This is a genomic window from Bradyrhizobium sp. ERR14, assembly GCF_014198235.1.
In the GTDB taxonomy this organism is placed as follows: domain Bacteria; phylum Pseudomonadota; class Alphaproteobacteria; order Rhizobiales; family Xanthobacteraceae; genus Bradyrhizobium.
In genome coordinates, this window is the sequence record NZ_JACIHD010000003.1 from 407,000 (window position 1) to 427,289 (window position 20,290).

Sequence of the window (20,290 nt, forward strand, 5' to 3'; positions counted from 1 at the left end):
CTTCTCGACTCAATCACCGCCGTCTCGGAGTACTGGATCGCCCGCCTTCGCGGGCGAAGACACCTGTTGTTGTGGCGATAGCTTGCGCGGCCTGACTCTCACGACGGCACCACCACCCTTGATTTCCCCGCGCGTTTCTTCAATCTCGCGCGCATGACAAACCTGCCTTTCTTCACCCGCAACAGCGATACATTCCATCCGACGGAAGCCGCCAACGGTCCGTGGGATCCGAAATCGCTGCACGGGCGCGTCGTCGTCGGGCTGCTCGGCTTCGCCATCGAGGAGCGCCATTCGGGTCCCGAATTGGTGCCGGCGCGGCTCACCGTCGACATGTTTCGGCTGCCGACCATCGATAAGCCGATCGAGGTGACGACGCGCCTCGTGCGTGACGGCCTGCGCATCCGCGTGGTCGAAGCGGAATTCGTCTCCGGCGGCGTTAGCATGGCGCGGGCCTCGTGCCAGCTGCTGCGCAAGACGCAAAATCCTGATGGCAATGTCTGGTCGCCGCCGAACTGGGACGTGCCGAAGCCGGCCGACATTCCAAAACCCACCGATCCCAGGCTCGGCATGAACGGCAAATGGACGACGCGCCCCATTGTCGGTCATATGGGCTCGCTCGGTCCGCGAAAACTCTGGATGAGCGAGGTGCGCGAGCTCGTCGCGGGCGTGCCGATGACGCCGTTCGTCCACGTTGCCACCGGCGCGGATTTCGCCAGCCCCTTTGCCAACGCCGGCGACAACGGGCTCGGCTACATCAACAGCGACGTGACGATCTATCTGCATCGCCTGCCGGTGACGAACTGGATCGGCTTCGAGGTGGTGAACCATCACGCCACCGACGGCGTCGCGATCGGCGAATGCTGGCTTTATGACGAACAGGGTCCGATCGGCACCGCGACGGTGGCCGCGCTGGCGCAGCGCAAGCCGATGGCCAATCCTTCGAAGCGATAGGAGCTTGCCGTCATTCCGGGGCAGCCCGCAGGGCTGAACCCGGAATCTCGCGCAGCAAGCTCGAGATTCCGGGTTCGCGCTCCGCGCGCCCCGGAATGACGACTAGGCGAGATGCCGCTGCATCTCCGGCCGCGCCTTCAGCGCCGCGCCCTGCTTGGCGACGATCTTGGCAATGCGTTCCGGTGCAAACTTCAGGTCGATGAATGCCGGCGCGGTATTGGCGACCTCGTGATAGCTCACGATCTTGCCGCCGTTCAGCGTCATGATCGCGACACCCTCGAACATCGCCCGCGCACCGCCAGCTTCCGGCAAGATCGAGCGATAGCTGAAGGTGTAGCGCGCATAGAGCGTGGTGCCGTCGGTGACAGGATCGTGCATGTCCCAGCGGAAATCGGTCGCGGCGCGATAGAACCAGTCGTCGATCATCGCGGCGATCTTCTCACGGCCGGCGAAAGCGCCGTAGAACACGTCGTGATAGACGCCGTCCTCGGTGAACAGCTCGGCGAACGCTTTGCCGTTGCGCTGCTCGACAGCATCGCAGAAGGCGCGCAGCATGGCGGTGGTGGTCATTGGATTGCCTCTTGAAGGAAGAAGGCACTTCACCCGATCTCAGCCACCGCGGCAAGAATGCGCGCGATGTCTTGCGGGCGCGAGAGGCGGTGATCGCCGTCCTGGATCATGGTCAGCACGACGTCGTCGGCCGGCAGGCGATGCGTCAGCGCAAAAGCGTGCTGCCAGGGGACATCAGGATCCTTCGCACCTTGCAGGATGCGGACCGGGCAGCCGAGATCGATGGCGCTGCCGAGCACGAGATGATTGCGGCCTTCCTCGATCAGGTTCCGCGTGATCGGATAGGGCGAGCCGTCGCCATATTCGGATGGCCGCAGCCAGAGACCCTTGGTCTCGATCTCCTGCTTCACCGCTGGTGAAAAATTCTTCCACATCAGCTCCTCGGTGAAGTCCGGCGCCGGCGCGATCAGCACCAAGCCCGCGAGCGAGGCCGCGCCGGATCGCTTCCTGATCTCGCGCGCGAGCAGCAGGGCCATCCAGCCGCCCATGGAGGAGCCGATCAGGACCTGCGGGCCATCGCAGAACCGTTCGAACACCGCCACGCACTCCTCCAGCCAGCGTCCGATGGTTCCATCGGCGAAATCGCCGCCGGATTCGCCGTGACCGGAATAGTCGAACCGGACCATGGCGCGGCCGTGGTCTCGGGCCCAGGCGTCCAGTGCCAGGGCCTTGCTGCCCTGCATGTCCGATTTGAATCCGCCGAGCCAGACCAGCCCGGGCCCCTGCCCGCGCCGGCTGCGCACCGCGATCCTGCGTGCTGACGGGCCCTCACCCACGTCGATGGCATCGAGTACGGCATCGGGAATTGCATGGCTCATGGAACGTTTAACCTGGCTGCGCGGTTTGAGCTGTCGGGTCGTCTTCCGCAGCGCCGGAGACCGGCATTGTCCCTTTGGGACGCTTGCGGAACGGAAGCAAGGTGTCTATGTCGGTCAGCGTGCCCAGGCGTGGCCGAAATACCTCGCATTTGAGGGTTTTTCGTTTCGCGCAGGAGCGAATTGCTTGCCGGCAAACGCATCTTCCTGCAAAATAGCAGCCTCTTTCACAACTTTGGAGAACCACCCATTCGCCGTCCCAATAAAGCCCCGCCCGTCGCCAGCAAAGATGGGCCGCGCATCAATGATGATATTCGCAATGCGCAGATCCAGCTGATCGATCAGGCCGGTGACAACAAAGGCACGGTCGAGACCGTCATGGCCATCCGGATGGCCCAGGAAGCCGGCATGGATCTGGTCGAGATCTCGCCGAACGTCAGCCCTCCCGTCTGCAAGATCATGGACTACGGGAAGTATAAGTATTCGGCCCAGAAAAAAGCCGCTGAAGCCCGCAAGCGGCAGAAGATCGTCGAGATCAAGGAGATCAAGCTCCGCCCGATGATCGACGACCACGATTACGACGTGAAGATGCGCGCGATGCAGCGGTTCTTCGAAGAGGGCGACAAGGTCAAGATCACGCTGCGCTATCGCGGCCGCGAAATGGCGCATCAGGAGATCGGCACCAAGTTGCTCGACAAGATCAAGACCGACGTCGCCGAGCTCGCCAAGGTCGAGCAGGACGCCAGGTTCGAGGGACGCCAGGTCGTCATGGTTCTGGCGCCGCGCTGACGCCGGTTGTTTGGAACTCAAGAGTTCAACGGCCCGTCCGGATCTCCGGCGGGCCGTTTTGTTTTCACCTCCCTGCAGGCAGGGAGGTGCGCAGCAGCTTTCCCGGCGACAGCTACGTCCGTGTCGCCTGCCAGGTGCCGCTGCACTGGTCACCGGAAATGACACCTCTCCACGAGCCGGCTCCGTTCACGCCGGCTAGCCGGCCGCCGCCGCTGGCATGGGACGCGCCGACCGAGACCTGGACCGCAACGGCACCGCCGCGATTGACCTTGCCGGAGACCCGGCCGCCGCCGGCGGATGACACCCGGCTGCCGGTCACCGTGAAGGGGACGCTGTAGCCGGAGCTGCAATTGCCCCGCGTGGTGGCGAAGGTGACATTCCAGACGCCGTCATAGCCGCCGACGCGGGCATCGGCCGTCGACGGCAGCGCGGTCGTGGCGAGCACGGCCAGAAGCGCCAGATGGCGCGGACGGGCGAAAGCAGTCAAAGAGGGAAGCGATCGGGAAAAATGGGCCATTTTGGTCCTGCTCCAGGCGACAGGCTTAGACATGAGGGTCGCAATTCCGAATAGTCGCCGGGCTGGTTCTGCCGGTTCATCGTTGCCAATCGGCCTGTCCTCTGTCATAAGCCCAGCCTTCATCGCCCGGCTGATTAAGGGCTGCCGTGGCGGTGTTTCGTGCGGGTTTCGCGCTTGTTCGTAAAACCTGAGCACAATCAACGCTCTAACGAGCATTTTGACGGCCAGCCGCCTTCGCGGGCGGAACTCTGTGGCCATTAGGAGAGCCAAATGCCCAAGCTGAAGACCAAATCGGGCGCTAAAAAGCGCTTCAAGGTGACTGCCACCGGCAAAGTGATGTTCGCCCATCGCGGCAAGCGTCACGGCATGATCAAGCGGACGAAGAAGCAGATCCGTCAGCTGCGCGGCACCGCGGTGCTGTTCAAGACCGACGGCGACAACGTCAAGAAGTACTTCTTGCCGAACGCCTGATCGCGTCCACGATCATTGCCAACCGTGCCGCGTCTTGCGCGGCAATCCGATAACCAAAGTCATCTCTGAAGGATTTTGTCATGTCTCGCGTCAAACGCGGTGTGACCGCCCACGCCAAGCACAAGAAAGTCTACAAGGCCGCCAAGGGTTTCTACGGCCGCCGCAAGAACACCATCCGCGCCGCCAAGCCGGCCGTGGAAAAGGCCCAGCAGTACGCGTTCCGTGATCGCAAGCGCAAGAAGCGGACCTTCCGCGCGCTCTGGATCCAGCGCATCAACGCTGCCGTCCGTCCGTTCGGCCTGACCTACAGCCGATTTATCGACGGCATGGCCAAGTCCGGGATCACCGTGGACCGCAAGGTGCTGTCGGATCTCGCGATCAGCGAGCCCGCGGCGTTCCAGGCGATCGCCGAGAAGGCCAAGGCTGCGCTCGCCGCCTGAGCCCTGCGGCGCTAGCGGCCGGCTTTGCCGGCCTTCAGCGCACGTTGCGAGTAGCGCTGGGCGACCTCCGCCCGGCAGAAGGCCGTGGCCGAGATATACATGGTGCCGGACTTGCTCCGGTACTTCTGGTCGCAGACCCGCAACTCGCGTTGGTAGCTGAGCTTCTGTGGCGGCTGCAGCTGGCCGATGAAATCGGCCTCGCACTTCTTCTCGACCACCTCACCGAACTGTACGTCGCCGCTGGCGCCGTATGCGCAGGCTTCGAACTGCTTCATGGCACGCTCGCAGCCCGGCGCCGCGTTCAGGGCCACGATGATGTCATCCATCGACGTGGATTTGGCCTGGCATTCTTCGGCGGCGAGAGCTGCGCCTCCCAGAAAGCCTTGCAAGAGAACCAGGGCCAGGCCGGCCACGCAGGATCGCAAACGCATCGTCCCCTCCTTCGCGTTCAGGTTGGTGCCAGCCATGCCTTTACGGTTCAAATGCCCCGCGTTTACGACGTCCATTCGGCTTGACGTTCCGCCCCGGCTGCGGCCACAACCCGGCAGCCTTTTGCAAGTTTGAGGGATCCGACCGTGTCCGACCTCGCCAGTCTCGTTCAATCCATCCTCGCGCAGATCAGTGCTGCCGGCGACGAAACGGCCCTCGAAGCCGTCCGCGTTGCCTCGCTCGGCAAGAAGGGCTCGATCTCAGCCTTGCTGGCAACGCTCGGCAAGATGTCGCCGGACGAGCGCAAGACGCAAGGCCCTGCGATCAACCAGGCCAAGGACGAGGTCACCCAGGCGCTCGCCGCCCGGCGCGACGTGCTGAAATCGGCCGCGCTCGATGCGCGGCTCGCGTCCGAGACCGTCGATGTCACGCTGCCGCTGCGCGATGCGCCGACGGAAGCCGGCCGCATTCATCCGCTGAGCCAGGTCTGGGACGAGCTGACCACCATCTTCGCCGACATGGGATTCTCGGTCGCCGAAGGCCCCGACATCGAGACCGACGATTACAACTTCACCAAGCTGAATTTTCCGGAAGGCCATCCGGCGCGCGAGATGCACGACACCTTCTTCTTCCATCCGAAGGAGGATGGCTCGCGCATGCTGCTGCGAACCCACACCTCGCCGGTGCAGGTGCGCACGATGCTGAGCCAGAAGCCGCCGATCCGCGTGATCTGCCCGGGCCGCACCTACCGCATCGATTCGGACGCGACCCACACGCCGCAATTCCACCAGGTCGAGGGCCTCGTCATCGACAAGCACTCGCATCTCGGCCACCTCAAATGGATCCTGCACGAGTTCTGCAAGGCGTTCTTCGAGGTCGACCACATTAACATGCGCTTCCGACCGTCGTTCTTCCCGTTCACCGAGCCGTCGCTGGAAGTCGACATCCAGTGCCGCCGCGACAAGGGCGAGATCCGCTTCGGCGAGGGCGAGGACTGGCTCGAGATTCTCGGCTGCGGCATGGTGCATCCGAACGTGCTGCGCGCCTGCGGCATCGACCCCGACGAGTACCAGGGCTTCGCCTGGGGCATGGGCATCGACCGCATCGCCATGCTGAAATACGGCATCGCCGACCTCCGTCAGCTGTTCGACAGCGACGTCCGCTGGCTGAGCCACTACGGCTTCAAGCCGCTGGAGGTGCCGACGCTGGCTGGGGGGCTGAGCTCGTGATGCTCGCCCTCGCGCCAGAGCTTGCGAAGACTCTCTCCGTTCCCTCTGCGGAGACAGCCCTCTCCCTGCCCCTCCCCCGCAAGCGGGGGAGGGAATGGATAGAGCGCGTGTGTGGCGTTCGTCGTATGGGTACGTATTCTCCTGCCGCTCGACAGGTCGAGCTCCCTCCCCCGCTTGCGGGGGAGGGTTGGGGAGAGGGTTTCTCCGCAATGGGGCTGCCGATGGTTGATCCCAAGCATCCGGACTGGAAGGTATCGGCCAAGCTGCGAGCCGATGCTCGTGCGCTCAGGCGCGACTCAACAGATGCAGAGCGAATCCTCTGGTCGGAGCTACGTGGCAACCGGCTGAATGGCGTGAGCTTCCGCCGCCAAGTGCCGATCGAGAATTACATCGCCGATTTCATCTGCCACGCAGCCAAGCTCGTCATCGAGCTCGATGGCGGCCAACACTTCTCGAATGATGGCGAGCGCGCCGACGCGCGTCGCTCTAGCGCAATCGAAGCGATGGGCTTCAAGGTGCTCCGCTTCAGCAACCTCGATGTCATGACCAATCGTGGCGGCGTTCTTGAAATAATCGCGACCACCGTCGCGGAGAGAGCCCCCACCCCAACCCTCCCCCGCAAGCGGGAGAGGGAGCAGACCGTCTCCGTGGAGAAGAAACAGCCATGAAATTCACCCTCTCCTGGCTGAAGGATCATCTCGAGACCGACGAGCCCTTGGACAAGCTCGCCGAGAAGCTCACCATGATCGGGCTCGAGGTCGAGAACATCGAGGACAAGGCGAAGGCGCTGAAGCCTTTCACGATTGCGAAGGTGATCTCGGCCGAGCAGCATCCGAATGCGGATCGCCTGCGCGTCTGCATGGTCGATACCGGTGACGGCGGCGCGCCGGTGCAGGTCGTCTGCGGCGCGCCGAATGCGCGTGCGGGTCTCGTCAGCGTGTTCTCGCCGCCCGGCACCTACATTCCCGGCAAGGACATCACGCTGGGCGTCGGCACCATCCGCGGCGTCGAGAGCCGCGGCATGCTGTGCTCGGCGGCCGAGCTGCAGATCTCCAACGACCATGACGGCATCATGGAATTGCCGGCGGATGCGCCTGTTGGCGCCGGCTATACCGAATGGGCCGCGCTCGGCGATCCCGTGGTCGAGATCAACCTGACGCCGAACCGGCAGGACTGCACCGGCGTGCACGGCATCGCGCGCGACCTTGCCGCCGCCGACATGGGCAAGTTCAGGGATCCCGCGATCAAGCCGATCAAGGGCGAATTCGCGTGCCCTGTGAAGGTCACGGTCGAGGATTCCACGCTGTGTCCGGGCTTCGCGCTCCGCCTCGTGCGTGGCGTCAAGAACGGTCCGTCGCCGGAATGGCTGCAGAAGCGGCTGACCGCGATCGGGCTGCGCCCGATCAACGCGCTGGTCGACATCACCAACTTCATGACCTACGACCGCGCGCGGCCGCTGCACGTGTTCGACGCCAGGAAGGTGAAGGGCAATCTGGTCGTGCGCCGCGCGCGTGACGGCGAGACGCTGCTGGCGCTCGACGGCCGCACCTACAATCTCGATCCCGCCATTTGCGTGATCGCGGACGAGCACGGCGTCGAATCGCTCGCCGGCATCATGGGCGGCGAAGCCTCCGGCTGCGACGATGATACCACCGACGTGCTGATCGAATCGGCGCTGTGGAACGAGATCAACATCGCCCAGACCGGCCGCAAGCTCGGCATCAATTCAGACGCGCGCTACCGCTTCGAGCGTGGCGTCGATCCGGCCTTCATGGTGCCGGGTCTGGAGCTGGCGACCAAGCTGGTGATGGAGATGTGCGGCGGCACGCCGTCCGAGACCGTCGTGGTCGGCAAATCCTTCGGCGACGACCGCGTGATCGACTTCCCCGTCACCGAGGTCAAGCGTCTCTCCGGCATCGAGGTGCCGCAGGTCGAGATGAAGCGCATCCTGACCCATCTCGGCTTCATGATGGCGGGCCCCGGCCCGGTGGTGAAGGTCGCGGTGCCCTCGTGGCGCACGGATGTGCACGGCAAGGCCGACATCGTCGAGGAGATCGTCCGCATCTTCGGCGTCGACAAGGTGCCGATGACGCCGTTCGAGCGCGGCGAGGACGCGCGCAAACCGGTGCTGACGCCACTGCAGCTGCGCACCCGCCGCGCCAGGCGCGCGCTCGCAAGCCGCGGCATCATCGAAGCGGTGACCTGGTCGTTCATCACGAAGTCCGCGGCAAAACTGTTCGGCGGCGGCCAGCGCGAGCTCGAAGTCGCCAACCCGATCGCGTCTGATCTCTCCGACATGCGCCCGACGCTGCTCGCGGGCCTGATCGCGGCCGCACAGGCGAATGCCAATCGCGGCGCCAGCGATGTCGCGCTGTTCGAGGTTGGACAAATCTTCAAGGGCGATCGCCCGCAGGATCAGTTCATCGCCGCGAGCGGCGTGCGCCGCGGCTTTGCCTCCTCGGAAGGTCTGGGACGGCACTGGTCGGGCTCGGCCCAGGCTGATGTGTTCGACGCCAAGGCGGACGCGCTGGCTGTGCTGGCAGCCGCCGGTGCGCCGATGCAGGCGCTGCAGATCGTCGCCGGCGGTCCGGCATGGCTGCATCCGGGTCGCTCCGGCACGATCCAGATCGGGCCGCAGAACGTGCTCGGCTATTTTGGCGAGGTGCACCCCAGAGCGCTCGAGGCGCTCGGCGCCGACGGCCCGTTGATGGTGTTCGAGGTGATCCTCGACCGTATTCCGGAAGCGAAGAAGAAGCCGACCCGCGCCAAGCCACTGATCGAGCTCTCGGCGTTCCAGCCGGTCTCGCGTGACTTCGCCTTCATCGTCGATCGCACCGTGAAGGCGGGCGACATCGTGCGCGCCGCGCAGGGTGTCGACAAGAAGCTGATCACCGGCGTGAACGTGTTCGACGTCTACGAGGGCAAGGGCATCGACGACGACAAGAAGTCGATCGCAATCGCGGTGACGATCCAGCCGCGCGAGAAGACGCTGACCGATCAGGAGATCGAGGCTGTCGCGGCGAAGGTCGTGGCCGAGGTCACGAAGAAGACCGGCGGCACGCTGAGAGCATGATGCCGAAAAGTGCGAAGCGGTTTTCGGACAACATCATGCTCCGGAAATAAAGCATGACCCTTGCGGACTTCCTTCCGAAGGACGTCAGCCTCACCATTGAGATGGCGCTCTGCGCCGTCGCCTTCGTTTCCGGCACTGCACGCGGCTTCTCGGGCTTCGGCTCGGCGCTGATCTTCATGCCGCTGGCGAGCAGCATTGCTGCGCCGCGGCTCGTTGCCGCGCTCCTGCTCGTCATCGACTTCGTCGCGGCGGCACCGCTGCTGCCGGACGCGTGGCGGAAGGCGGACCGCAAGGCGACCGCGGTGATCGTGCTGGGCGCGCTGGTCGGCGTGCCCGTCGGCACCTATTTCCTCAGCGTGCTCGAGCCCGTCACCACGCGCTGGATCATCTCCTGCTTCGTCGCCGCTTTGCTGCTCTTGCTGCTGTCGGGCTGGCGCTATCGTGGCAAGGACCACACCTGGCTTTCGGTCGGCATCGGCGGCCTCTCCGGCTTCTGCAGCGGTCTCGCGCAGACCGGCGGCCCGCCGATCGTCGGCTACTGGCTCGGCCGCCCGATTGCGCCGATCGTCGCGCGCGCCAACATCGTGCTGTTCTTCGGCGCGTCTGACTTCTTCTCGATGATCAGCTACGCGGCCACGGGGCTGATCAGCCGCGAATCGCTCGCGCTCTCGCTGATCGTCGGCCCGGTCTATGCGATCGGCGTCGCATTCGGCGCCTCGCTGTTCGGCCGCGCCAGCGAGCGGGTGTTTCGCGCGATTTGCTATGGTCTGATCGCGATGGCGGTAATTGCCGGGCTGCCGGTGCTGGACCGGGTGTTGCGCTGATTATCTCCGCTGTCGTCCCTGCGAACGCAGGGACCCATACCGCGTGATCTATCGATAAGACACAAGTGACAGTCCCGACGACGATCTCTCAACTGCGAGGCATCGTCAAACGTCTCCCTGTGGTTATGGGTCCCTGCGTTCGCAGGGACGACGGCGGAGTGTTTGGCGGCTTGACTGGCTTACTGCCGCGGCACGCGGCGCTTCTTCGTCGACTGCGTCGGCACATCCGCCGAATCGTCCTTGAGCGCACCGATCTTGCGCAAGGCTGCGTCCGCGGCGCGTTCGCCGCTTTCCCAGGCGCCGTCGACGGTGCCCCACAGCGTCTCGTGCGTAGCTTCGCCGGCGAGGAACACATTGCCAATCGGCTCGCTCAGGGTTTTGCGCGACAGCTGACCGCCGGGGGAAGCCGCCGACATCGCACCCAGAACGTAGGGCGAGGCGTTCCAGCGCGTGGCGCTGGTCTTCCCGACGGTAGCCGCAGCTTCGCTACCGAACAATTTCGTGATCCATTCCCTGGCAAAGGCGACCATTGCCTTCTCACCCTGCTCGGAGAGATCGCGGCCGAATGCGCCGCCGACGTCGATCGAGCACAGCGAGGAGCCGCCGATGTTGGCGAACATCAACGCCGTGCGTGTCGAATTGCTTTGCTCGATGAGGATATCGTCGCGCGACAGGCCGAGCGGATTGCCGGGCAATTGCAGCACGATGCGATCGTAGCTGCCGAGGCCGAGCTTCGACGCCGCGTCCAGCGTGCGTTTGGGAATGTCGGGCGTGAACTTGATCGTGCCCGATGTCAGCACGTTGGTCGAGACCGTGACGATGGCGGCGCGTGCGGCGATCTTGCCGGCTGGCGTCTCAACGCTGACGTCGCGGTTGCTCCAACTGATGCGGCTCGCCGGCGTCGACAGCGCCACCGGCGCCTGCTCCCCGAGTTTGGTGATCAGCGTGCCCAGACCCTGACGGCAGGCGATCGCCGCGTTGCGATCCTGCGCGCGTCCCTTATCGATCGCGGACAGCTCCTTCAGGTCCTTGCCGGCAAAGCCCGCGCCCAGCATGAACTCGGCCGCGCCCGCCCAGTCGCCGAGATCCTTCGGCAGCACGGAGGCGCAAGAGGTATCCAGCTTAGCCCGCGAGGCATCGTCGATGGCGCGGTTGGCGCGCACCAGCGCCGCCAGGAATTGCTCGGTCTCGCCCGCGCGCGCGTTACGGCGGCCGATGCGCATCTTCTGGCCCGATGGCGCCGGCAGCACGTCCAGCCCGACACTGCGCGCCAGCCGGATCATCGGATTGGTGTCGGGATTGTGCATCCAGCGTGCGCCGCGGTCGAACGGCACCTCGAAGGTTGTGCTGTCGGTGATACAGCGGCCGCCGACTTGCGATGCCGCTTCCATCACGAGGACCTTGCGGCCCGTCGCCATGATGCGCCGCGCCGCAGCGATTCCCGCGGCTCCCGCACCGATCACGACGATGTCGGCCTCGCGCGGCAGAGGCGCGGCGGATGCGCGCAGGACCGGCATCGCGGCAAGGCCCGCCGACGCGACAAGGAAACCGCGGCGCGTGATTGTCATGTCATGGTTTCCGAGGACTTGCGGCGAACGGGAACAGTCAGCGAACCTTGCCGCATCTGATGTTGCACGGCAACCATCATGGTGAATCAATCGTGCTTGATGTCACGGAGTGATGAACCGAATTGCAACACGTTTCGACCATGATAGAGAAGGGAAAAAGACGGCCGCAAAAGGCCGTGGGGGGAGTTGGAAATGGGGACGGTCCTAGATTCAGTCGGCAAGCTGATTGCCGCGTACCTCTCCAAGGAGGTGCCGGGCTACGAGCCGTTCACGCCGAGTGACCCGGAGCACCTGCGCGGCGTGATCGAACCCGGCGACGTGCTGCTGGTCGAGGGCAACAACCGCATCTCCGGCATCATCAAATATCTGACGCAGTCGACCTGGTCGCATGCCGCGCTCTATGTCGGCCCGGTCGAGGGCGCCACGGAGCCCGACGGCGAACCGCATGTGCTGATCGAGGCCAATATCGGCGAAGGCGTCACCTCTGCGCCGCTGTCGAAATATTTCCCCTATCACACCCGCCTCTGCCGCCCGGTCGGGCTGTCCTACGAGGACCGCACCACCGTCTGCCGCTATGCGATCAACCGCATCGGCTTCGGCTACGACACCAAGAACATCGTCGACCTCATGCGCTTTCTGTTCCCGTTGCCGGTGCCGCAGCGCTGGCGGCGACGCATGATCGCGATCGGCTCGGGCGATCCCACCAAGATCATCTGCTCGGCGCTGATCGCACAGGCGTTCGACGCGGTGCGCTATCCGATCCTGCCGAAGATCACCAAGGCCGGCAGCCGCGCGGCCCGCCGCGAGATCCTGCACATCCGCGATTCCTCGCTCTACATGCCCCGCGACTTCGACATCTCGCCCTATTTCGAAGTCGTCAAACCCACCATCGTGCACGGGTTCGACTACACCGCCCTGCACTGGGCCGACAAGCAGAAGCCGCTCGAGGAGGTAGCGGGCACATTCAGTGTGTTTCCAGAAACGATCAGTGCGCCGCCGCTCGTTCCTGAGGCGGTTGACCAAGAAGCGCCGGCTGAAATTCCGGCTGCGCAAATGAGTGAGTGCCTTGCGGGGACGTCTGAACGCGTTCCCGGGCATGTCCCGCTGCTGAAGAAGCTGGCGATGTACCGCCCGAGGCGCCGTGGCCGGGTGCGCGAGAGGGCGGCGTAACGGCTGTCGTCTCTGCGAAAGCAGGGACCTATACCGCGTGATCTATCGGCTGCGCACGGTAGAAATCCGGAACTCCCACTCTTCGTCAAACCCTTCCCTGGGGTTATGGGTCGTTGCGTTCGCGGGGACGACGCCTGTGAGTGTGGCGCGAGCACCTCAGCAACCGTCATTGCGAGGAGCTCTTGCGACGAAGCAATCCAGACTACTTCCTCGGGGACAGTCTGGATTGCTTCGCTCGCAATGACGGGAGTAAAGACCTACCGCTCCGCCCGCCCGATCACCGCCATCAGCTCTGCGATCTTCTCGCGTTGGTCGGCCTTGTCGCCGCTCGCGATCGCGTGCTCGACGCAATGGGCGACGTGGTCCTTCAGGACCTCCTCCTCGACCCGGCGCAGTGCGGCTCGCACCGCCGAGATCTGCGTCACGATGTCGATGCAGTAGCGGTCCTCCTCTACCATTTTCGAGAGGCCGCGAACCTGGCCCTCGATCCGGCCGAGGCGTTTTCCGACAGATGCCTTGATGTCCTTGCGCATGGGGTCTATATACCCCTACCGGGTATGGGTTGCAAGACCCTGGATAGAAGGCCGGAGCAAGGCAATGAACGAACACAGGCATCATCAGGGCGCGGACGGACATTCCGGATGCGGTTGTTCCGGCAAGACGGAAGCGGCCAAGACGGAAGCGACCAAGCCGGCGGCCTCCTGCTGCGGCGGGCACGGCGATCGTGCCGGCCACGACCATCATCACGCGCATGACCATGGCGATGCGGTCAGCAAGGTGCACGATCCCGTCTGCGGCATGATTGTCGATCCCACGACCTCGAAGCACCGCTTCGACCATCACGGCGAGACCTTCCATTTCTGCTCGGCCGGCTGCCGCACCAAGTTCGCCGCCGATCCCGCAAAATATCTCGCCAAGGACAAGGCGCCCGAGCCGGAGATGCCCGCGGGCACGATCTACACCTGCCCGATGCATCCGGAGATCCGCCAGGTCGGACCTGGCAGCTGCCCGATCTGCGGCATGGCGCTGGAGCCGGAAGTGGCAAGCCTGGAGACCGGCCCCAACCCCGAGCTTGCCGACATGACGCGGCGGTTCTGGATCGGCGCCGCGCTGGCGCTGCCGGCCGTGGTGCTGGAGATGGGCGGCCATCTCGCGGGCCCGCACAGCTGGATCGATCAGACGCTGTCGAACTGGATCCAGCTCGCCTTCGCCACCCCCGTGGTGCTGTGGGCCGGCTGGCCGTTCTTCGTTCGCGGCTGGCAGTCGCTGCTGACGCGCAACCTCAACATGTTTACGCTGATCGCGATGGGCACGGGCGTTGCCTATGTCTACAGCATCATCGGCACCGTCGTGCCGCAGATCTTCCCCGCAACGTTCCGCGGCCATGAGGGTGCGGTCGCCGTCTATTTCGAGGCGGCTGCCGTCATCACCGTGCTGGTGCTGCTCGGCCAGGTGCTGGAGCTGCGCGCCCGTGACGCAACCTCCGGCGCGATCAAGGCGCTGCTTCAGCTTGCGCCGAAGACCGCGCGCCGCGTCGATGACAACGGCAGCGAGCACGAGGTCGAAATCGATGCGCTCCATGCCGGCGAACGTCTGCGCGTCCGCCCCGGCGAAAAGGTGCCGGTTGACGGCGTGATCCTCGAGGGCCGCTCCTCGCTCGACGAATCGCTGGTCACCGGCGAGTCCATGCCAGTCACCAAGGAGGCCGGCGCGAAGGTGATCGCCGGCACGCTGAACCAGTCGGGCAGCTTCATCATGCGCGCCGACAAGGTCGGACGCGAGACGCTGCTGTCGCAGATCGTGCAGATGGTCGCGGACGCGCAGCGCTCGCGCGCGCCGATCCAGCGGCTGGCCGATCAGGTCGCGGGCTGGTTCGTGCCGATGGTGATCGTCGTCGCCCTCGCGGCCTTCGGCGCCTGGGCCTGGTTCGGTCCGGAACCGCGGCTGGCCTTCGGTCTCGTCGCCGCCGTCAGCGTGCTGATCATCGCCTGCCCCTGCGCACTGGGCCTCGCAACCCCGATGTCGATCATGGTCGGCGTCGGCCGCGGGGCGCAAGGCGGCGTGCTGATCAAGAACGCCGAGGCGCTGGAGCGGATGGAGAAGATCGACACGCTGGTGGTCGACAAGACGGGCACCCTGACCGAGGGCAAGCCCAAGGTGGTCGCGATCGTGCCGGCGTCAGGCTTTGCGGAGGATGACATCCTCAAGCTTGCCGCCAGCGTCGAGCGCGCCAGCGAACATCCTTTGGCCGACGCGATCGTGCGCGCGGCCAAGGAGAAGCAACTGGCCCTCGGCCAGGTCGAGCACTTCGACTCGCCGACCGGCAAGGGCGCCACCGGCAAGGTCGACGGCAAGACCATCGTGCTCGGCAATGCCAGGTATCTGACGTCGATCGGGATCGACACCAAGACGCTCGACGCCGAGGCTGAGCGGCTGCGCGGCGACGGCGCCACGGTGATCAACATGGCCGTCGACGGAAGGCTCGCCGGCCTGTTCGCGATCGCCGATCCGGTCAAGGCCTCGACCCCGGAGGCACTGAAGGCGTTAGCTGCCGAAGGCATCAAGGTCATCATGCTGACGGGCGACAACCGCACCACGGCGGAAGCGGTGGCGCGCCGGCTCGGCATCGCCGAGGTCGAGGCCGAGGTGCTGCCGGATCAGAAGAGCGCGGTGGTGACGAAGCTGCAAAAGGCCGGCCGCAGCGTCGCGATGGCCGGTGACGGCGTCAACGACGCGCCGGCGCTGGCCGCCGCGGAAGTCGGCATCGCCATGGGCACCGGCACGGATGTGGCGATGGAGAGCGCCGGCGTGACCCTGCTCAAGGGCGACCTCGTCGGCATCGTCCGGGCGCGAAAGCTGTCGCAGGCGACGATGAGCAACATCCGGCAAAACCTGTTCTTCGCCTTCATCTACAACGCCGCCGGCATTCCGATCGCGGCCGGCATCCTCTATCCCGCCTTCGGCGTGCTGCTCTCGCCGATCATCGCCGCGGCGGCGATGGCGCTGTCCTCGGTGAGCGTGGTCGGAAATGCGCTGCGGCTGCGGGCGACGCGGCTGTGAGGACACTGCGTAGCCCGGATGGAGCGCAAGCGAAATCCGGGGGTCTTGCCCGCAAATTGGTACCGTCCCGGATTGCGCTTCGCTCCATCCGGGCTACGGTTCACGGAACACAGGCGAGGCACGCGGGGAATATCTGATGCAGCGAATTACCATCACGATCGAGGACGATCTGTTGGCGGAGATCGACGCGGCGGCGGAAGCGCGCGGCTACCAGAACCGCTCCGAGATCATCCGCGACCTCGCCCGCGCCGGCCTGCAGCAGAGCACCGAGGACACCGCGCAGACCGGCCAATGCGTGGCCGGTCTCGTCTATGTCTACGACCACGCCGCCCGCGATCTGTCAAAACGCTTGGTGCAGGAATTCCACGGCCATCACGACCTCGCGCTGGCAACGCTGCACGTCCATCTCGACGACAACAATTGCATGGAGATGACGGCGCTGCGGGGGTCGGCGGATGAGGTCAAGCATTTCGCCGACCATATCATCGCCGAACGCGGCGTCCGCTACGGCCGCGTGGTGATGATCCCGACCGGCGAAGGCAAGGCGGTGAAGGCGCGAAAGCATGGGCACCGGCACGAGTAGGCTATTCTAGGAGAGCGTAGCGGCTCTTACCCTCCCCTGGAGGGGGAGGGTCGATCGCGCGCCGCGCGAGCGGGGTGGGGTGACGGTCTCTCCGCGTCGAACAGTGCCCGTGGGGAGGGATCACCCCACCCCGTCTTACATTTCGCTGCGCTCAATGTGAGCCGACCCTCCCCCTCCAGGGGAGGGTAAGCAAGGGCTCGCGCCGCGTTTGCGGCCGTCAGCAGCGCGGCAAGCCCTCCCTTGCCGAAGCCGCATTGGGTGTCTACCTCTCGCGCAGTGTTTACCTCAGAGGGCCCCTCCGATGCTGGATGCCGCCGTAAAGGCGCTGTCGCAAATGATCTCGCCGCCGATGCGCTCGATCCTGTGGCGGTCGATCGGGCTTGCGCTCGTGCTGATCACCGCGCTGGCGATCGGCTTGCAGCGGCTGCTCAGCTGGTTTGCGACCCATGGCGAGGTCTGGTTGGAAGGCCTGCTCGGGCCGGGCTGGCACACCTCTCTCGAGGTCTTGTCCTGGATCGTCTCGATCGCGGCGGGCCTCGGCGTCGTGTTCGGCGGCGTGTTCCTGATGCCCGCGATCACCTCGCTGGTGGCGAGCCTGTTCGTCGACGACGTCGCCGACATCGTCGAGCGCGAGCATTATCCCGCCGAGCAGCCGGGGCTCGCGCTGCCGTTCAGCCAGGCCATCTTCGAGGGCATCAAGACCGCGCTCCTGACCATCCTGGTCTATCTGATCGCGTTGCCGTTGGTGCTTTTCGCCGGCGCAGGCTTCCTGATCTTCTTCATCGCCGCCGCCTGGCTGCTCGGCCGCGAATATTTCGAGCTCGCCGCGATGCGCTTCCGCTCGCCGGAAGAGGCCAAGGCGATGCGGCGCGACAATGCCGCCACTATCTTCACCGCCGGCCTCTTCATCGCCGCCTTCGTCTCGATCCCGATCGTGAATCTGGCGACGCCGATCTTCGGCATGGCCTTCATGGTCCACATGCACAAGCGGCTGTCGGGCCCGAGGCCCGAGCTGATCGAGCCGGCGCGGCAGATGCGGTAACGCGCTCTACGTCACCTGCACGCCGCACTTCCGCAGCACCGTCTTGGCGAAGCCGAACGGCGCTGGCGTGAACGGGCCGGGCGGGGCGCGGGTGATGAGTGCGACAACGCCGAGCGCGGCTATCGCGAGCCAGAAGCACAGCCAGAAGCCGTCGATATAGGCGAGCACATTGGCCTCGCGCTGCACGATGCCCGCCAGCGTGCCGAGCGCGCGCGGCTGCGCCAGCCCGGCACCGTGGGCAGCGAAGTGATCGGCAAGCTGCTTCAGGACGCGGACCACATCGACTTCGCCGACGCCGAGGTTCTGGCCGAGATAGAAGGAATGGACCTGCTCGCGCACGCGCAGCCATGTCCCCATCAGCGCCACACCGATCTCGGCGCCGCCGAGCCGCATGATCTGGATATAGGCGGCAAAGGAAGTGGCGCGGCTCGGATCGGAGTTCGACAGCAGCGTGATGATCAGCGGCAACAAGGTCAGCGACTGCCCGATCGCCTGGAGCAGCACGATGCCGACAAAATCCTCGCGCGCCCAGTCATGGGTGAGCTGCGTGCCCCAGAGATTGGCGGCGGCGAAGCAGGCGAAACCCATGACAATCACGGTGCGCGTATCGAAATGCCGCAGCAGCCAGATCGAGAGCGGCACCAGCACGAGCATCGGCAGCGCGCCATAGGTGAGCAGCAGCATGCCGCTCTGCTCGGGCCTGAGCAGGGCGATGGCGGCGAGGAAGTTCGGCACCAGCGAGGCGTTGGACAGGCTCGTCAGTGTGTAAAGCAGGATCAGCACCAGCCCCAGTCCGATATTGCGCGAGAACAAGACGTTCACATGCGCCCAGGGCTGCCGCACCAGCGACTCGTTGAGGAGGAAGCCTGCGAACAGCACCGCGCCACTGGCGAGCAGCGCCATCACCGTCCCCGAGCCGAGCCAGTCCAATCGATTGCCCTGATCAAGCCCGGCATAAATCATCGAAACGGATGCGCCGAGCAGCAGCATGCCGCCCCAATCGGCCTCGCGCAGCAGCGCGCGATTCACGGGCTCGTTCGGCGTGCCGAGATAGACCATCAGGCCCATCAGCGGCGCGATCACGACGCTCTGCCAGTACAGCCATTGCCAGCCGAGATGGTCGACATAGAAGCCGACCAGCGAGGTCGAGGTATCCAATGCGAAGCCGACGCGGATCGAATAGATCGAGATCGCCGGCAGCCACCAGCGGATCGGCAGATTGCGGAACACGATCATCAGCGTCGCCGGCACGAAGGTGCCGAGCAGCAGGCCATGCACGACGCTGAGCGCGAGCAGCGTTGGATAATCGTGCACGAAGGGAAGGATCAGCGAGACGACGGCATAGATCAGGCTCGGAATGCCAAGCACGCGGCGCAGCCCGAACACGGTCGCGAGCCATGCCACTGCGGGCGCGATGAAGATCTGCGAGCCGATGCCGGCGGTGGAGAGCCAGGCGCCCTCGTCGAAGCTGAGCGAGAACGCGCCACGCAAATCGGGCAGGCCGACGGTGGTCAGCCGGCTGTCGAAATTGGCGAGGAAGGAGCCGAGCAGGACCGCCGCCACGGCGAACAGCGGCTGCGGCGCGACGCCGCCGCGCGAGAGCGGTCCGCGGTCTGTGTCGTCATTTTCCGCCATTGCCGGCCTTGGTGTCGATGCGGGTGACGACCGACATGCCCGGCACCAGCCGCGCCAGCAGCGGCTGGTTATCATCGAGCTGGATGCGGACGGGAATACGCTGCACCACCTTGGTGAAATTGCCGGTGGCGTTATCAGGCGGCAGCAGCGCCACTTGCGCGCCCGTCGCCGGCGCGATGCGCTCGACCTTGCCGCGCAGCGTCTCGCGCGGAAAGCTGTCGACGGTGATCTCGACCGGCTGGCCCGGCTGCACATGAGTGAGCTGGGTCTCCTTGTAATTCGCGATCACATAGACCTGCGGCAGCGGCACCACGTTGATGAGGTTGGTGCCTATATTGACGTAGTCGCCAGGTTGCACCTGGCGCTCGCCGACGACGCCGTCGAACGGCGCCGATATTCTGGTGTAGCCGAGCTTGAGCTTCGCACCCGCCAGCGTTGCCTTGGCCGCTGCGACATCGGCGGCGCGCTGCTTCCGGGTGCCTTGCAGGACTTCGAGCTGGTGCTGCTGGGCGGCGATCACGGCGCGGCTCGCACGCACATCGGCCTGCGCCTTGGCGTAAGCAGCCACCGCCTGCTCGAGCCGCTGCCGCGTGCCGGATTCGGTCTGCGACAGCGATTGCTGACGCTCCTGCTCCTGCCGTGCCTCGACTTCCATGGCTTCCGCGGAAAGCCGCGCCGCCTGCGCCTGCGCGATCGTCGCATATTGCAGCTCGACCTGGTTGGCCAGATTGTCGAGCGCGGCCTGAGCGGCGGCGACCGAAGCTTCGGACTGCGCGACCTGGGCCTCGTAATCGGCGGGATCGATCTGGATCAGGAGATCACCGGCCTTGACCCGCTGGAAGTCGGTGACGGCGACGGTCAGCACTTCACCCGAGACGCGGCTCGAAAGCCGTGTCAACTCGGCGCGCACATAGGCATCATTCGTGGTCTGGATCACGGCATTGCCGACCCATTCGTCGAAGCGCAGCGTCGCCAGCGCGACGAAGCCGAGCGCGACGATCACAGCGAATAGCGGGATCGCGAACCGGCTCCACAGTGAAGTGGCTGGCCGCTGCGTCGGCTTCGGTGGTGGGGCAGGCGTTGCGGCGGCAGCCGGGGGCGGGACTTGTTCCTGTTGACTCACG

At 65.3% G+C, this 20,290-nt stretch carries 20 protein-coding genes; 12 read left to right on the top strand and 8 right to left on the bottom strand.

Features of this window, described 5'->3' with window-relative positions; all coding sequences use genetic code 11:
- Nucleotides 1–153 precede the first annotated feature (153 nt).
- Nucleotides 154–951 (top strand): acyl-CoA thioesterase domain-containing protein, encoded by a 798-nt coding sequence (locus GGD62_RS11685; RefSeq protein WP_092251405.1) that lies wholly within the window; start codon nt 154–156, stop codon nt 949–951.
- Nucleotides 952–1,053: 102 nt separating this feature from the next.
- Here GGD62_RS11685 and GGD62_RS11690 read toward each other — a convergent pair whose 3' ends face one another.
- Nucleotides 1,054–1,521: a nuclear transport factor 2 family protein gene (locus tag GGD62_RS11690; RefSeq protein WP_183708562.1), complete on the bottom strand. Its 468-nt coding sequence runs from the start codon at nt 1,519–1,521 to the stop codon at nt 1,054–1,056.
- 29 nt (nt 1,522–1,550) lie between these two features.
- Entirely contained in the window at nt 1,551–2,339 is a 789-nt protein-coding gene (locus GGD62_RS11695; RefSeq protein WP_183708564.1) for a carboxylesterase, read from the bottom strand.
- A 246-nt stretch (nt 2,340–2,585) separates the two neighbouring features.
- Between GGD62_RS11695 and infC the strand changes: the two genes are divergently transcribed.
- Nucleotides 2,586–3,125 (top strand): translation initiation factor IF-3, encoded by a 540-nt coding sequence (infC, locus tag GGD62_RS11700; RefSeq protein WP_080670072.1) that lies wholly within the window; start codon nt 2,586–2,588, stop codon nt 3,123–3,125.
- A gap of 112 nt (nt 3,126–3,237) precedes the next feature.
- On the opposite strand, the gene GGD62_RS11705 is transcribed toward infC, so the two are convergent.
- Nucleotides 3,238–3,642 carry a hypothetical protein gene (locus tag GGD62_RS11705; protein WP_183236559.1) on the bottom strand — a complete coding sequence of 135 codons (405 nt, stop codon included), beginning with the start codon at nt 3,640–3,642 and terminating at the stop codon, nt 3,238–3,240.
- A 270-nt stretch (nt 3,643–3,912) separates the two neighbouring features.
- Between GGD62_RS11705 and rpmI the strand changes: the two genes are divergently transcribed.
- Nucleotides 3,913–4,113, top strand: a complete 201-nt coding sequence (gene rpmI, locus GGD62_RS11710) for a 50S ribosomal protein L35 (RefSeq protein WP_008143958.1) — start codon at nt 3,913–3,915, stop codon at nt 4,111–4,113.
- Between the two features lie 80 nt (nt 4,114–4,193).
- On the top strand, nt 4,194–4,553 hold the full coding sequence (gene rplT, locus GGD62_RS11715; protein ID WP_027561620.1) for a 50S ribosomal protein L20: 360 nt from the start codon (nt 4,194–4,196) through the stop codon (nt 4,551–4,553).
- 11 nt (nt 4,554–4,564) lie between these two features.
- On the opposite strand, the gene GGD62_RS11720 is transcribed toward rplT, so the two are convergent.
- Nucleotides 4,565–4,984, bottom strand: coding sequence for a hypothetical protein (locus GGD62_RS11720; protein ID WP_183259616.1), 420 nt, complete (start codon nt 4,982–4,984; stop codon nt 4,565–4,567).
- A gap of 144 nt (nt 4,985–5,128) precedes the next feature.
- Here GGD62_RS11720 and pheS point away from each other — a divergent pair, with 144 nt between their 5' ends.
- From pheS to GGD62_RS11740, 4 genes are all read left to right on the top strand, one after another.
- A complete protein-coding gene (gene pheS / locus GGD62_RS11725; protein ID WP_183708566.1) occupies nt 5,129–6,211 on the top strand; it encodes a phenylalanine--tRNA ligase subunit alpha in 1,083 nt (360 codons plus the stop codon).
- Nucleotides 6,212–6,432: 221 nt separating this feature from the next.
- The gene (locus GGD62_RS11730) at nt 6,433–6,879 is read left to right on the top strand and encodes an endonuclease domain-containing protein (RefSeq protein ID WP_183708568.1); all 447 of its coding nucleotides are present in this window, start codon (nt 6,433–6,435) and stop codon (nt 6,877–6,879) included.
- Nucleotides 6,876–9,284: a phenylalanine--tRNA ligase subunit beta gene (pheT, locus tag GGD62_RS11735; protein WP_183236556.1), complete on the top strand. Its 2,409-nt coding sequence runs from the start codon at nt 6,876–6,878 to the stop codon at nt 9,282–9,284. The genes GGD62_RS11730 and pheT overlap by 4 nt, the downstream gene beginning before the upstream one ends.
- Before the next feature lie 53 nt (nt 9,285–9,337).
- The gene (locus tag GGD62_RS11740; RefSeq protein WP_183708570.1) at nt 9,338–10,108 is read left to right on the top strand and encodes a sulfite exporter TauE/SafE family protein; all 771 of its coding nucleotides are present in this window, start codon (nt 9,338–9,340) and stop codon (nt 10,106–10,108) included.
- Nucleotides 10,109–10,287: 179 nt separating this feature from the next.
- Here the strand turns inward: GGD62_RS11740 and GGD62_RS11745 are convergent, their stop codons facing one another.
- Nucleotides 10,288–11,676, bottom strand: coding sequence for an NAD(P)/FAD-dependent oxidoreductase (locus GGD62_RS11745; protein WP_183708572.1), 1,389 nt, complete (start codon nt 11,674–11,676; stop codon nt 10,288–10,290).
- Between the two features lie 192 nt (nt 11,677–11,868).
- Here GGD62_RS11745 and GGD62_RS11750 point away from each other — a divergent pair, with 192 nt between their 5' ends.
- Nucleotides 11,869–12,846 (top strand): YiiX/YebB-like N1pC/P60 family cysteine hydrolase, encoded by a 978-nt coding sequence (locus GGD62_RS11750; protein ID WP_183259470.1) that lies wholly within the window; start codon nt 11,869–11,871, stop codon nt 12,844–12,846.
- A 257-nt stretch (nt 12,847–13,103) separates the two neighbouring features.
- On the opposite strand, the gene GGD62_RS11755 is transcribed toward GGD62_RS11750, so the two are convergent.
- Nucleotides 13,104–13,379, bottom strand: coding sequence for a metal-sensitive transcriptional regulator (locus tag GGD62_RS11755; protein WP_007598521.1), 276 nt, complete (start codon nt 13,377–13,379; stop codon nt 13,104–13,106).
- Nucleotides 13,380–13,443: 64 nt separating this feature from the next.
- Between GGD62_RS11755 and GGD62_RS11760 the strand changes: the two genes are divergently transcribed.
- From GGD62_RS11760 to GGD62_RS11770, 3 genes are all read left to right on the top strand, one after another.
- Nucleotides 13,444–15,906: a heavy metal translocating P-type ATPase gene (locus GGD62_RS11760; RefSeq protein ID WP_183708574.1), complete on the top strand. Its 2,463-nt coding sequence runs from the start codon at nt 13,444–13,446 to the stop codon at nt 15,904–15,906.
- A 136-nt stretch (nt 15,907–16,042) separates the two neighbouring features.
- A complete protein-coding gene (gene nikR, locus GGD62_RS11765) occupies nt 16,043–16,489 on the top strand; it encodes a nickel-responsive transcriptional regulator NikR (protein ID WP_018323485.1) in 447 nt (148 codons plus the stop codon).
- Between the two features lie 301 nt (nt 16,490–16,790).
- Complete coding sequence (locus tag GGD62_RS11770) at nt 16,791–17,531, top strand: sulfate transporter family protein (RefSeq protein WP_179732520.1); 741 nt, start codon at nt 16,791–16,793, stop codon at nt 17,529–17,531.
- A 6-nt stretch (nt 17,532–17,537) separates the two neighbouring features.
- Here the strand turns inward: GGD62_RS11770 and GGD62_RS11775 are convergent, their stop codons facing one another.
- A complete protein-coding gene (locus GGD62_RS11775) occupies nt 17,538–19,166 on the bottom strand; it encodes an MFS transporter (RefSeq protein WP_183708576.1) in 1,629 nt (542 codons plus the stop codon).
- Nucleotides 19,153–20,289, bottom strand: a complete 1,137-nt coding sequence (locus GGD62_RS11780) for an HlyD family secretion protein (RefSeq protein WP_183236552.1) — start codon at nt 20,287–20,289, stop codon at nt 19,153–19,155. Before GGD62_RS11780 ends, GGD62_RS11775 begins: the two co-directional genes overlap by 14 nt.
- Nucleotide 20,290 lies beyond the last annotated feature (1 nt).